Below are 14,623 nucleotides of genomic sequence, written 5' to 3' on the forward strand. Positions count from 1 at the left end.
CATTCTTTAAATTGTGTTGCACAATTTAATTATACTATAAATGAAAAGAGGTTGGTACAAATACCAACCTCTTTTTTTAAATCAATTTTGCTTACTTATATCAATATTTAAATCTAAATCAGAATTGTATATAGTAATAATTTCTGTTGCATCTGGTGTATATAAGCTGAAATCTAAATCAACATCTTCATCTGGTAAGTTAATGTTTGTATAGACATTTATCGTATAATTTCCATTTTTATATTTTCCAAGATGAAAGTTTCCATTTTTGTCTGAAAAAGTTATTCTTAATAATGTTGAATCATCGCTTATAGTAACAATAGCTTTTGAAACAGGGGTTGAATTGTCAGTGATGTTTCCTTTGACTAAGTATAGATCATTGGCATTTCCTCTTCTGAAAGTTGGTTTTAATACGGGTGAAAGTTTATATATATCGTTATTACCCATTTGGTGTAAAGATCTCACAACGTCAAAATCCAATACCAATTCTCCGCCTTCTCCAATATTTATATCCACATTTGGTATTAAGATATCTGATTTCATAAGAATAACGGAATGATCTTCCCCTGCTATCGTAACTGTTGCATCTTTAACCGTCATTTTTAAGTTTACGAGAGTAGAGTTTTCGGGTATTTCAAAGTTAAATAGGGTTGTTTCTGTTCCTGCTAAACTTAGAATATCATATTCTTTTTCAATAGAAATAGGGGTTGAAGTTACAGTTTCACCGTCTACAGTTTCATAAGTATAGGTGAAATCTTTAATATAAACCCATAAACTATCAACTTCACTTACTGGCCTATCTGTTAAAAGAACCTTTACTGTTGAATTTACTACATCTGCATCTTCGTTTACGTTTGCTACACAACTAATCAATGAAAAACTCAAAATCAATAATACTAGTAAAATATATGCTATCTTCTTCATACAAATCCCTCCTTAAATTATCTTTGATGTGTTTTTAGAATAGTTATAAATTGCATTTTTATTATACATAATGAACCTTAGAAATTTCTTAAAAATTTGAAATTAGAATACTAAATAATAATATTACTGAACCTGCAAATTGATTTAATGTGATCTGTTCTTTTAATATAAAAAAAGACAAAAAAGCTGAAAATATAGGTTGAACTAAAAACAGTATAGCGGTCAAATTACTTCCTATCTTTTTTTGATATTTCAATTGGAGAAAAATTACTATAATACTTCCGATAATTGCGGAATATAAAATTGTTAAAAAAGAGAACATTGAAATTTTAAAATCAATTTTGAAAAAGAGCATGGTAAAAAAACTAATTATAGTTACAGTAAGAAATTGAAAGGTTAATAAATCCTTTTCATGAATTTTTTTACTGAATTTAGTAATTAAAACTATATGTAATGCGAAACTTATAGCACATAATATCATTAAAAAATCCCCTAAATTAAAACCATTTATACCTCCAGATAAAAGATATGAACCTATAATAGAAAATAAAAATCCCAATCCCTGATATTTATTAATTTTTTCTTTATCTATTAAATAAGAAAACAATGGAATAAGTATTATATATTGAGATGTAATGAATCCTGCTTTTGTTGCTGTTGTATATTTTATGCCAATTATTTGGGATATGTAACCAATAGATAAAACTAATCCTAAGATGAAGGAATAAAAAAATTTTCCTCTTTTAAAAATAAAAAAAGAAATAATGGTTGCTATTGAAAATCTTAACGTAACATAAATTAAAGGGTTTGTATTTGCAAGCCCGATTTTTTGTATTGGAAAGGTGCTTCCCATTAAAACAGCAGCTAATAAAATATATATAATAGATTTTTTCATAATTTCCTCCAAAGTTTGTTATTACTTTTGGAATAACCTATTTGTATACTATTATAACAAATATTATAACAAAAAAACCACCTGATGGGGGTCTTTTTGTTTTTTTGGAATATAATAATCTTGATGTTTTCTTAATATTTTACTTGAAAAAACTAAAAAAATGTGATATCATAAACATATGACTAAAATAATAAACAAAAGTTTAGGTGATATTATGACAAATAGAGAAAAGGAAATATTAGAACTCGTAAAATCAAATCCATTTATAACTCAGGAAGAAATAGCCAGAATACTCAATATTGCCAGATCTTCTGTAGCAGTACATATAACAAATTTAATAAAAAAGGGACATATTTTGGGAAGAGGATATATTATCAATGAAAAAGATTATGTTGTAGTAATTGGTGGTGCAAATATAGATATAAATGGATTTCCGAAAGGAATTTTAAAAATGAATGATTCTAATCCTGGAAAATTAAATATATCTTTAGGTGGAGTTGGAAGGAATATTGCAGAAAATATTGCAAGAATGGATATAAATGTAAAAATGATAACAGCACTTGGAAAAGATATATATGGGGAAAAGATTTTGGAACATTCGAAAAATATAGGAATAGATATGAAAGATTCTATTATCTTAAACGATTATAATACTTCAACATATTTAGCTATTATTGATGAAAATGGTGATATGGCAGTTGCTTTGTCTGATATGGATGTTTGTGACAGAATAGATGTTGGTTTTATAAAATCTAAAAAGAAAATAATAGAAAAAGCAAAGTTGTGCGTAATTGACACGAATATTCCAGAAGAAAGCATAAAATATTTAGTTAATAATTTTAATGTTGCTTTTTTTCTGGATACTGTTTCGACTTCAAAAGCAAAAAAGGTTAAGGATATCGTTGGAAAATTCCATACAATTAAACCAAATAGGTTGGAAGCAGAAGTTTTAACTGGTGTCGAGATAAGAAACGATAATGATGCGAAGACAGCATGTAAAATTCTTTTAGAAAAAGGAGTAAAAAATGTTTTTCTAACTTTGGGTAAAGATGGTGTAATTTGTGCAAATAAAAAAGAATTATTTAAAATAAGTATACCAGAAATAAAGGTTATAAATGCAACAGGAGCTGGTGATGCATTTTTAGCCGGTTTGGTATATAGTTATTTAAACAACTATTCTTTAAGAGAATCTGTTGTTTTTGCGATAGGCGCATCTGTCATTACATTGTCTTCAAAAGACACAATTTCAGATGAATTATCTGTAGAAAATATAAAATTAAAAATAAAGGAGTTGGGATTATGTTAGAAAAGTATCTTGTTATATCTGATGAAGTAAGAAAAGCATTGAAAGAACAGAAACCAATTGTAGCTTTAGAATCAACAATAATATCTCATGGAATGCCATATCCACAAAACGTTGAAACAGCATTGAATGTTGAAAGAATTGTAAGAGAAAATGGTGCTGTACCTGCTACAATTGCTATTATAAATGGGAAATTAAAAGCAGGATTAATTGATGACGAAATAGAATATCTCGGAAAAAAAGGCCAAGAAGTAATGAAGGTTAGTAGAAGGGATATTCCATATGTAGTTGCAAAAAAAATGGATGGAGCTACAACTGTTGCAGGAACAATGATTATTGCATCAATGACTGGAATTAAAGTCTTTGCAACTGGAGGAATAGGTGGAGTTCATAGGAATGCTCAAGATACTTTCGATATTTCTGCGGATCTCCAGGAACTTGCAAATACAGATGTTGCAGTTGTTTGTGCAGGGGCAAAATCTATATTAGATCTAGGATTAACGCTTGAATATCTTGAAACATTTGGTGTTCCTGTAATTGGTTATAAAACGGAAGAGTTGCCGGCATTTTATACAAGAAAGAGTGGATATAAGGTAAATTTTAAACTTGATACACCTGAGGAAATAGCCGAATTTTTAAAGGTAAAATGGGAATTAGATTTAAAAGGTGGGGCTGTTATAGCAAATCCAATACCAGAAAAATATCAGATGGATTATGAGATAATAACAAAAGCTATAGATAATGCTATAAAAGAAGCGGAAAAACTTGGAATAAAAGGAAAAGAAACAACACCGTTTTTACTTTCTAAAGTAAAAGAAATTACTGGAGGGAAAAGTTTAGAATCAAATATACAGCTTGTATATAATAATGCGAAATTAGCAGCTCAAATAGCGAAAGATTTATAATTGAATTTGTCAAATCTCTATTATCCAAGAGTGTATAATACGATGTCTAAAAAGTTAAATTCACTCAGGCAGCGATTATCCTTTTACCCACCGTAGGTGTTAATATTTGCGAAGCAAATATTAAAATGTTTTTATTTTAAAATCTTAAATCTTTATCCTATAACCCGCTGTAAGCGTGTAACACCGGAGGTATATCATGAGAATTTTTTGTACATCGGGACCTGTTGATAAAAAAACATGTTATTATATTGAGCGACCAGATATAATGGAAGAAGCACTTGAACATATAGAAAATTGGAGATATTTTAATATTATATCTCCAGAAGAATCAGGTAAAACTACATTTTTGAAAACATTGATAGAAAATTTAAGAAACAAATATTTAACAATATATATATCATTAAATGGATATGGAAAAATAGGTTATGATGAATTCAAAAAAAAATTTATAAATGATTTTAGAAAGTCCCTTAAAGAGATGGGAGCGGATGAATTAAAAATAAAAAATTTAAAAAGAATAAATAATATTATTTTGGAAATAGCAGAAAAAGAAAATAAAGAAATAATATTGATGGTAGATGATTTTGAAAAATTAAAAACTTTAGAAGTATTAAATGAATTTTTGCATACAATAAGAGCGATGTTTCATATGAAAAAAGAATATAAATTGAGAAGTGTAATATTTTCAGGTGCAAAATATATTCCTATAATGCCTGATGATAAAGGGAGTCCTTACAACATAGCAGAACACATGGAAATACCCTACTTTACCAAAGAACAAGTATATGATTTACTTTCACAACACGAAACAGAAACAGGACAAATATTCGATGAAAAAGTAAAAGAATTAATATGGCATAACGCAGCAGGACAACCAGGACTAACCAATGGACTTGCATATGATTTAGTAATGAAAAAAGCAAAAGGAGAAAAAATAATAACAGAAAAACATTTTGAAAAAACGTTATATGATTACATGTATGTTTATATAGACAAAAACATAGCAAATATAATAAACAAAGCAAAAAATGAAAAGGATTTAATAATGAAAATATTATTTGAACCAAATAATGTAGAATTTAATATATATGACGAAAACATAAAATTCTTATATTTAAATGGTTTAATAGACAATTGTAATGGAAAGTGCTGTGTAAGGGTACCATTATACTATAAAGCATTATATGCAAGGTTTAAACCAAAAGTAAATATTGATAATAGTTGATTAACGATGATTGAAATAATAGTGATTATCTATATAATTTTTGTGAGGTGCGTCTAAATGAGACGAGCTTTCGGATTATTAAGCATAATAATATTTTTTATTTTTACAAGTGTTAGTATTTTCATTAATAAAAATTGGTGGAATATTCTCAACTATACTTTCAGCAAACTTGGAAAACCAGCGCTCGCTTTATCGCCATGGATTTTTTCTGTAGGAGTCATAATCGGTGGAATTTTTATGAGTATCCATGGATTTCTTGTTATTTCACACTCCGAAAACAAACTTAAGATTGTTGGAGGCTCTTATGTTATACTATCAGGAATTTTTATGATTCTTTCTGGGGTTTTCTCTGATGGGACGAAATCACACGATTTTATAGCGCTTTCTACATTCTTGTTTTTCTATACTGGAAACCTATTATACGGTCTTGGAAGCTATGACAAGAAGATTAGAAATTGCTTTATAACCATTTTTATTGCCGCAATTGTTGGACTTTTACTCCCAATATGGCCGTCACTCGGGATCCTTGAAGTTTACGGTTTATCTTTGGTTGTTATTGAATGTATACTAATTATCTATGAAAAAGACCCTGTTTTATCCTTAAAATAATATGTTTTGTCTTATATCATAATTATATTTTAATTAATAACAAAAAATCAGGCTTTTTATGCCTGATTTTTTATTTCTACATTCAGAGGTTTCTTTCTAAATGGTCCCTCACAAGAAAGGTAACACCATTACAATGCTTGTTTTGTTGTATAATATATAATATTATATACATTATATAATAAATATTATTTGAAATTTTCTACTTTTATATAAAATATATTATATATTTTATATAAAACAATGAATAATATAAATAAGATTTTATAAATAGAAGATTTGATATTTATATTATATATAAATTATAATATATTTTATATAGATAAATTATATTTATAATATAACATATGAAAGATATACAATTTATAAAATATATACAATGTATAAATTTACTTCTGAAAAAACTGTGTATTTTCAAAAAAGTAAATCATTTATTTTAAAAATCACTACTTTTATAAGCGATAAAAATAGTTAATAATGTCTATTTTATGCTTTATTAAGGCTTTTTTATTAACTTCGGTAAATTTTGATTTACCGAAGTAAAAGGAGGAGATTATCAATCAATACTGCTAAAAAATTTATTTATTTAAATTCTCCGATTTTAGACACTATAAAAAAATCGGATGATTATTTTATCATCCGATTAATAAAACGCCTTTTATATCGCAAAATTCTTTTTAAGAAAATATTACATAAATTTTACTACAAAATGAGTAAAAATCATATAAACAACTTTCTCTTTTGAACTTTTATAAGATTATTAATATTATTTTTTTTCTGATATATCCATATTAACAACAAAATAATCCATTGTAAATTTAAAAATCAAAATATGCCGGGTTTGATTATATGTGAAATGTGAAAAATATCCATAAATATAAAATACAACTCCATATAAAAAAACAGAAATTATAAAATTCTTAAAATTTCTCTTATTCTTTTTCGTTCCCATATATTTTTCTCTGATTATTGCAATTATTATAATCATAATACTGGTTAATAAAAATTTAAGAGATATAATAGAAGGATATTTATATGTAAAAGGAAATTTTGTAGTCAAAAAACTTGGCATCAGATACCAATAAAAAAAAATTTCAAAAATAGTGTATAATATTGTAGCTTTATCTTTCTTAACCAATAAAAATATTTTTTTTATATCAATCACCTCAATAAGTATATAATACTTTTTTAAATTCTATTTTAGTTGAAAAAATTTCGTATCCTGCTATATAAAAATCAATGTTATATAATCCTAAAAATTTTTGTGTATTTTGTTTAAATACTACTGTAATGTTTTTATTTGGATTTGTGAAATCTGGAGATATAACATTATAATATGCATTATATATTATATCATCTTTTGTTAATACACAAAAAACAGGTAAATATTTATCGCTTTTTAGTATTTTTTTAATTTTTAAATTTACTAAAATTTTATTCTGCGCCACCAATTGCATTTTTTATACCCCCGTTAACACCATTCGCAGTTCTCTCAGCCACTTCCCTTGTTTTACCAGTTGCATAATCATGCAATTCCATATTATACAACTTCCAGTAATCACTTGATTCGTGAGAAATACCATCGTTAATATACATTCTATCCCTCCTATTTGATAGTTTCTAAAAGTGTAATAAAAAGAATGTATTTTCAAAGTTATCATTTTCACTTATTCAATTCATAATAATTTTATCAAATAGGTTGTCTAAAAAGTTTCAAATGAAACGAAGGCTCGAAGATTGCCCTTAAAATTATGAATGTAAGCCGTCAAAAAAACAGGATGTTTTTTTGAGTGAAGCTTTNNAAAAAAAAAAAAAATCAACAACATTGAAGTAAATTATTTCTAAATTTTTCTTTTCATAAATTTAATAAATTTACACAATTATTATATCGTTTGATATATTATTATTGTTAAATTTTCGTTTAATATGAGTAATATTAATCAGATATGTCCTTTTTAAAACCAGGCTATTTTAGACTCGATAAAAAAATCGGATGATTAATTTATCATCCGATTAATAAACACCTTTTATATCGCAAAATTCTTTTTAAGAAAATGTTACACACAAATTATTTATAATTTAATGAATACCATTACTATTTTTTAAAATTTCCCATCCTTTTTCAGCTGTGAATTCAATAAGAATTATTTTTTCTTCTTCTAATAACCTTATTAAATTTTCTTCAAATCCACTTTTTGAAACAAGAATAAAATTATCTATCTCCATCTTCAATCTTTCTGTTTTAAGTTTTAGATTATAAAAATCCTTTACATTCATCTTTCTATTTCTCCATTTTATTTCCGCTGCATAAATTTTATTATAAAAATCCTTTCCCAGCATATCTATTTCAATGTCCTTATTCCAATAATTGCCTGCTTCAATTAAATTAAATTTTTCTTTTAAATAATTTATACTCTGTTTTTCAAATTCAAATGATACATATTGTGGCAAATCCCTTTTTATAACTTCCAAAACATTTGAGTAATCATTTAAATCCACATTTTCCTTATATGGAAAAATATATCTATACCAGAAATTAAATAACTGATCATCTATCTTATACAAAAAATTTTTTATTCTATGTGGATTTTTCGTAAATGCTGGATATATTCTTTTTACTATCTTTAAAAGTTGAAGGGATTTTAAATATGGTTGTATTTTTCTGGAGTCTTTTTCTCCAATAAATGTTGTTATCTCATTGATCTTTGTCTTTCCGTTAGCAAGTGCTTCAAGAATAGATTGATATACAGAAGTTTCCCTTAATTCTTGAGTTAAAATAAAATATGGTTCTTCTTTCAATGGAGCGCCAAGCGTTAAAAATAGCTTTTCTATATTCTCAAAAATATCGATATTATTATCCCATAATTGTAAATAATATGGAACGCCTCCTATAATTGAATAAACAATCATTAAAAAATGATAATCATAATTCGGAAGAAACAAACTAATATCTTTAAAAGCAATAGGATTCAACATTAAATTTCCTGTTTTCCTTCCATATAATGGATTATTATAACTCAAGATACCTTCCATAAAACTTATGCTTGATCCACATAAGATTAGTTTGATTTTAGAATTTTCAAATTCATCAATCAATAATTGAAGTATTGAAAGCATTTCCTGATTCTTTTCAACCATATACTGAAATTCATCTAAAATTAAAATTAAATTTTCTTTTTTTGATAATTCAAACAGAATTCTAAATGCATCTTCCCAGTTTTCAAAAGTAATTTTGCCAAAATTCAAAAATTCTCCTACTTTCATTGAAAAAATTTTTAACTGTTCTTTTGGAGAAATTTTTCTTGCAGTATAATATAATGTATTTTTGTTTTTTGATACTTCTTTTAATAAAAAACTCTTCCCAATTCTTCTTCGGCCATATAATATAAAAACTTCTTTTCTATTGGAATTCAAAATCTTTTCAAAAAAATCTCTTTCCTCAAATCTATCTATAAAAATAATTTCACCTCCAAATTAAATTATACTAAACTAAATTAGTATAATTTAAATTAGTATAATTTAAATTAGTATAATTTCAATGTAATTATATCACAAAAAAATCAATTTTACTATATTGTATACAAAAAATAAAAGCTTTCCAAAAATGGAAAGCTTTAGAAATAATTTTTAGAAATATGCTTTTATATTAAGAGAAATTGAGTTTGTTGTTTCAAGTGATTTCATCGGATGATTTTCATTTTCTGCATATGCATATTTAAAAGAAATTCCAGGTTCAAAATTATCTATTCCAGAATAATAAATTTTAACATTTGCCATATATCCTGGAAGATATGCATCATTAATTTTCGCAAAATCAATAAGACCTAATCCTTCTAAATTAAAATTGTTAATCTTCATTTTTATATAAGTATCTCCACCAAATGAAATATGATCCTTTAATTCTTCATTTGGAAGTCCATTAAATCCTTCAATCCCAAAAGTAAACTCCTCACCTGAAGTATATTCTATTCCAAAAACCCCTTTTACATAATATTTCTCAAAAATCTCAACATTTGTTGATGATGTTGTTAAAACAGTTTCAGTTGGTTTGGATGTATCAGGTACATAATAAGATGTATTTACAATAACATAATTTCTTTCAGGCATTATAAATGCTGCCTCACCATGATAACTTATAGAATCAAAGAAGTTTGAAACTCCCTGAAGATCTATTGTTACTGAATTTCTCTTTGGTCTGTAAAATACAGTTTTTGATATACCTGTTCCATCTTCAGAGTATGAAATATCAATTTTTTCTGGAATCATAAAATGGTAATGATCATGAACAAATCCAAGTTTTATGTCATAATTCATAATATTCATTGAAATCTTTGATTCAAAATTTGAATTATAAATTGACAATTCATCTGTTGATGTTGAATTTGCTGTAATTGTATTTACTTTATATGTATTTGGTAATGATAAAAGTGTTTGACCAAGATATATTTCGTTTATCTGTTCATCAGTAAAATCTATTGTCTTTAATGTTGATGGATTTGCAAGGAATTGATTGATTTGATCCTGAGTTAATCCTTTACTTAAAAGTGTTTTTACTAATTCTTCTGTTGCACTTTCTACTTCTTCGTGTTTTGCTTTAAAGATATATGTTAATGTAGAATCATTTTCTGCAATTATATTTTCGTTGATTGTTTTTGGATATAATATAAATTGAGGTATATCATCATAAACTTTTGATGTAAAGGTTAATTCATATCCATAATCGTTTATATAACCATTTATTGTTATTCCATCTACAGGCAATGGTTTTAAGTCTTCAAAGATATTTATTCCATTATATGCATTTAAAAGAACAGATGGGCTATATAATGTTGCACTTCCATTATCCTGAATAAACCTTCCAAATCTTATCGTTGTATCATTTAGATAAACATCTGCATATCCTTCATTTAAAATATATAATGCCCATGGAAGTGAAGGTTTTATTATATAAGAAGGAATTAAAGATTTATATGTATCTCCAAGATCTATTTCATAATCAAAACCATCTATTTTAAAGAAATCTATTGACAATTTGTAATAAAGAGTATCGAGTTCATTTTCAATTGTAATGTTTGTTTTTAATCCACTAAACGTAGTTGATGCATCATTTGAAAAATTATATCCATATATATAATTTATATCACCTGCAATTGCAAATATTGAAAAAATTAATAGCATTATTATAATAATTGATTTTTTCATAATTATAACCTCCTGATTATTGATATTTCAACACAGGTTTTGAAATATTCCTTTTGTTGAAAAATCTTTTTGTAATGGAAATATCGAACTCTACATTTTTAATAATCAATATAGTTGAATGGTTTTCTTCAATATTATTTAATTCAATTCTTGTTGCAAGAATATGTCCAGAAAAATTCTTTATGTCACTAAAATTCATAACTTTTATCAATTTATTAGCTTTGTTATAAAATTCAATCTTTTCAAATAAAAGATCTTTTTTAACAATAGTAGCAACTATCTTTCCATAATCGCTATCTGATTCGTGTGGAATTATTTCCACAATATATTCCTTTTCTGTTTCATTGATCAAATTAGCATCATAATCACCATTTTGTTCGTTATAAAGTAAAGATATATCGTTGTATTTAAAGTCAGAGCCCACGAATTTTCCGTTTTTTGCGCCACCGGATATTCTCTTTGTTTTTCTGTATGCAGGCATATAAAGGTATATTTCGTCGTCAGAAAGTGTTAACAAAGTTATCCTTTTAACTTCTGCAGGTTTATTAAATCTTACAAGTGCTAATGTATCTTCTCCATCATGCATAAGATACATATCAAACTCTCTTTCTCTTATTTCACCATTTGAATTCTTTAATTGCATGATTACAAGCGATTTTTCTGTTTTGAAGTTATCATGTGCATCTTTAACTTTATCAAGTACATCCTGCCCTGTCATTGAAAAAATTGAAATTACAAAAGTCAATAAAATTACAATACTAATCTTTTTTTTCATAAATATCTCCTCCTCACTTTTTTTGTTTTAAAATAGAATCTTTTGAAAATTTATTTAAAAGATTATTATTTAGCATAGTCATCAATATAGGGAATATTGTTAATGTTAAAATTGGGGCAACAAGCATAGCTGTAGCTGTTAGAATTCCAAATTGACTTAACATTCCTATTTCAGAAAAGATAAATGTTGCGAAACCTAAGATTACTGCAAGAGAATTTATAACTATTGCTCTTCCAGATGTCGCAGATGTTCTTACAGCAGCTTTAAATTTATCTTTACTTAATCTATACTCTTTTTTAAATCTTGTAAGATAATGAATAGTATAATCAATACCTGTTCCTATTGTTATTGATGCAATTGTTACTGTTGCAGCGTTTAACGAAATTCCGGTAATTCCCATGATTCCAAAATTTACAATTATTGTTAAAGTAATAGGTATTAATGCGAGTAATCCCAATATAATGGAATGCATTTGCAAAGCAAATAATATAAATACAAGAACATATGCAAGCATCATACTTTCTTTTTGATTTTCAAATACCATATCATTTACTTTGTTTGTAAGAACTGGAATTCCCGTAATTCTAACACTTAAAATTCTTTTCCCTCCAGGAATTGGAACTTCTTCATCATTTACATATTGTGAAAGTTCTTTTATTTGAGCATTTGAAATGCCTAAATCCATATTTTTTAATTTTGTTTCTACATAATTTGCTCTTAATATGGGTTCGTAATCATATATAAAGTATTCATAATATTCTGAAATATATTCATCTACTTCTTTTCCATTTAAGTAATTTTCAAATGTTTTTATGCTGATTGGTTCTTCACCATATTCTTCAAGATATTTGTTAAATAACTTTAAAATATAGTTTTTATCAAGTTCATTTATTATATTTTCTATATTTATTTTTTTTGTTTTTATAAATAGATCTGTTATCTGTGATATATATTTGCCTTTTCTTGAAATAATAAATTCCTTTATTTCATTTTCAAATGCTTTTACGTGTTCGGTATTGTCTATATCAAATTCTTTAATTGTGTATTCTGTTAGTATATTTTCATTAATATAGTTCTTTAATTCTTTTTCAAATATTTTTACCTTGCTAAAACTTTTTGTGTTTACCATCATTTGAGAAATTGATTCATTTGCTTCTTCAGAAAGTATCTTATCTATACCTTCGCTACCTTCAATCAACATATAATCTTGCTCCATGGCTGAATTAGAACCTGGAATATATTTTATGCCGGTAAATCCTTCTGTTAAATTGGCAACAACATCTCCAATATTGGTAACCTGTGAAATTATTTCATAATTTTTAGAGAATTCAGATACATCTCTTATGGCTCTATTAAAATAAAAGTCTCTAAAATTATTTTCATTTTTTGCAAGAAAATCTACAAATATATAATCATTACCTCCAAAGTTTTCTCTTAAAAATTTAGAACTCTGAACCATATTTGTTTTTGCGCTCATAAAATTTTCAATTTGCATATCTGATTTGATTTTTGGAATAAAGAATGTTGTAATTAAAACAACTCCTATAATCAATAAAAGTGTGAGAGCTCTATGATGAACTAGTTTTTCTGTTATATATTTTAAAATATGGCTTTCACCGTCTTCAGAGAGATTTATTTTTGATTTAGGTTTAAAGATTATAAGCATTGATGGAACAAATACTGTTGCCATTAATAAAGCCAAAGCTATACCAAGAGAAGTAAAGATACCAAGTTGCCACACTGGTGTTAGGTCAGCAGTCAACAAAGATAAAAATCCAGCAATTGTAGTAAATGCACTTAAAATAACAGCAGTTCCAACATGTTTTAATGTTTCATTTACTGCTTGTTCGGCAGAAATACCTCTATGCAATTCTTCATAATATTTACTTATTATATGTATTGAATATGCAGTTCCTATACCAACTACCGCTATAGGCACAGCTGATGTTGTTATATTAAAGTCTATTCCAAGTAATTCCATTATTCCAACTGTCCATATATCTGCAAGCAATACAGAAATAATTGGTAATAAAACGCCTGCTATATTTTTGTAACTAAAATAAAGTACTCCCATAACGAGAATTAAAACAATAGGAATAAGTTTTAAAAGATTATCCTTTACTATTTCTTCTATTTCTCTGTTGGCAATAGCAGTTCCGAAAATATAATAATTAACATTTGCATTTTTAAAGACATTTTCCACTTTTAAGCCTGCTGATTTTTCTTCTACATTTTTCTTTAATCCTATAGCAAATAATACGCTTTTCCCATTTTCAGAAATAAATTTTCCTTTTATCATTTCATCATTTTTAAGCTCTTTTTTTAATAATTCAGGTTCGTATGAATTCTTATTTGAAAAATCATATGTTGATTTAAGATTTCCAACAGAAATGTCTCCATCTTCTGTGGTACTTATTCTTGGGGCATTTACTGGTGATATAACATTATCCACAACATCTAGTTTTTTTAATGTTTCAGTTAGTCTATAAATTTCATCAAAATGTTTATAAACATCATCGTATTTAACTGCTGTCAAAATCATACCGTTTAATCCAAACCTATCTGCGACTTCGTCATAAATCAATTTGTCTGGATCGTCCTTTGGTACATAACTTGAAATGTTGTCCCTTACGCTAACTTTTGAAGCATAGAGACTAAAAAAAACTGTTAATATTAATATAGAGACAACTATAACAGAAGCTTTTTTGCTGTTTAACTGCATTTTCATTCCTCCTTATATTTGGTGGCAAATATTGAATAGTTTTACGTTTGTATTTATACCCCTTAT

General features: G+C 26.3%; 13 protein-coding genes. 4 read left to right on the top strand and 9 right to left on the bottom strand.

Annotated elements, in window-relative coordinates; all coding sequences use genetic code 11:
- Nucleotides 1-81: 81 nt before the first annotated feature.
- A complete protein-coding gene (locus X274_RS03845; protein WP_197073319.1) occupies nucleotides 82-873 on the bottom strand; it encodes a DUF4382 domain-containing protein in 792 nt (263 codons plus the stop codon).
- A 139-nt stretch (nucleotides 874-1,012) separates the two neighbouring features.
- Complete coding sequence (locus X274_RS03850) at nucleotides 1,013-1,819, bottom strand: DMT family transporter (RefSeq protein WP_047265490.1); 807 nt, start codon at nucleotides 1,817-1,819, stop codon at nucleotides 1,013-1,015.
- 214 nt (nucleotides 1,820-2,033) lie between these two features.
- On the opposite strand from X274_RS03850, the gene X274_RS03855 reads away from it, so the two are divergent.
- The 4 genes from X274_RS03855 (at nucleotide 2,034) to X274_RS03870 (ending at nucleotide 5,861) form a co-directional block, all read left to right on the top strand.
- Entirely contained in the window at nucleotides 2,034-3,125 is a 1,092-nt protein-coding gene (locus X274_RS03855; protein ID WP_047265491.1) for a PfkB family carbohydrate kinase, read from the top strand.
- Nucleotides 3,119-4,027 (top strand): pseudouridine-5'-phosphate glycosidase, encoded by a 909-nt coding sequence (locus X274_RS03860; RefSeq protein WP_047265492.1) that lies wholly within the window; start codon nucleotides 3,119-3,121, stop codon nucleotides 4,025-4,027. The genes X274_RS03855 and X274_RS03860 overlap by 7 nt, the downstream gene beginning before the upstream one ends.
- 196 nt (nucleotides 4,028-4,223) lie before the next feature.
- Nucleotides 4,224-5,252, top strand: coding sequence for an AAA-like domain-containing protein (locus X274_RS03865; protein WP_047265519.1), 1,029 nt, complete (start codon nucleotides 4,224-4,226; stop codon nucleotides 5,250-5,252).
- 57 nt (nucleotides 5,253-5,309) lie between these two features.
- On the top strand, nucleotides 5,310-5,861 hold the full coding sequence (locus X274_RS03870; RefSeq protein WP_047265493.1) for a DUF998 domain-containing protein: 552 nt from the start codon (nucleotides 5,310-5,312) through the stop codon (nucleotides 5,859-5,861).
- Between the two features lie 763 nt (nucleotides 5,862-6,624).
- On the opposite strand, the gene X274_RS03875 is transcribed toward X274_RS03870, so the two are convergent.
- From X274_RS03875 to X274_RS03900, 7 genes are all read right to left on the bottom strand, one after another.
- Nucleotides 6,625-6,930, bottom strand: a complete 306-nt coding sequence (locus X274_RS03875; RefSeq protein WP_156168609.1) for a hypothetical protein — start codon at nucleotides 6,928-6,930, stop codon at nucleotides 6,625-6,627.
- A gap of 94 nt (nucleotides 6,931-7,024) precedes the next feature.
- Nucleotides 7,025-7,315 carry a hypothetical protein gene (locus X274_RS03880; RefSeq protein WP_047265495.1) on the bottom strand — a complete coding sequence of 97 codons (291 nt, stop codon included), beginning with the start codon at nucleotides 7,313-7,315 and terminating at the stop codon, nucleotides 7,025-7,027.
- Nucleotides 7,293-7,454 carry a hypothetical protein gene (locus X274_RS11945; RefSeq protein ID WP_156166129.1) on the bottom strand — a complete coding sequence of 54 codons (162 nt, stop codon included), beginning with the start codon at nucleotides 7,452-7,454 and terminating at the stop codon, nucleotides 7,293-7,295. The genes X274_RS03880 and X274_RS11945 overlap by 23 nt, the downstream gene beginning before the upstream one ends.
- 483 nt (nucleotides 7,455-7,937) lie before the next feature.
- Nucleotides 7,938-9,320, bottom strand: coding sequence for an ATP-binding protein (locus tag X274_RS03885; RefSeq protein ID WP_335337576.1), 1,383 nt, complete (start codon nucleotides 9,318-9,320; stop codon nucleotides 7,938-7,940).
- A gap of 165 nt (nucleotides 9,321-9,485) precedes the next feature.
- Nucleotides 9,486-11,060 carry a hypothetical protein gene (locus tag X274_RS03890; protein WP_047265497.1) on the bottom strand — a complete coding sequence of 525 codons (1,575 nt, stop codon included), beginning with the start codon at nucleotides 11,058-11,060 and terminating at the stop codon, nucleotides 9,486-9,488.
- Nucleotides 11,061-11,076: 16 nt separating this feature from the next.
- Complete coding sequence (locus tag X274_RS03895; RefSeq protein WP_047265498.1) at nucleotides 11,077-11,835, bottom strand: outer membrane lipoprotein-sorting protein; 759 nt, start codon at nucleotides 11,833-11,835, stop codon at nucleotides 11,077-11,079.
- 13 nt (nucleotides 11,836-11,848) lie between these two features.
- Entirely contained in the window at nucleotides 11,849-14,563 is a 2,715-nt protein-coding gene (locus X274_RS03900; RefSeq protein WP_084822625.1) for an efflux RND transporter permease subunit, read from the bottom strand.
- Nucleotides 14,564-14,623: the final 60 nt, after the last annotated feature.

It is taken from the genome of Marinitoga sp. 1155, assembly GCF_001021175.1.
Classification (GTDB): domain Bacteria; phylum Thermotogota; class Thermotogae; order Petrotogales; family Petrotogaceae; genus Marinitoga.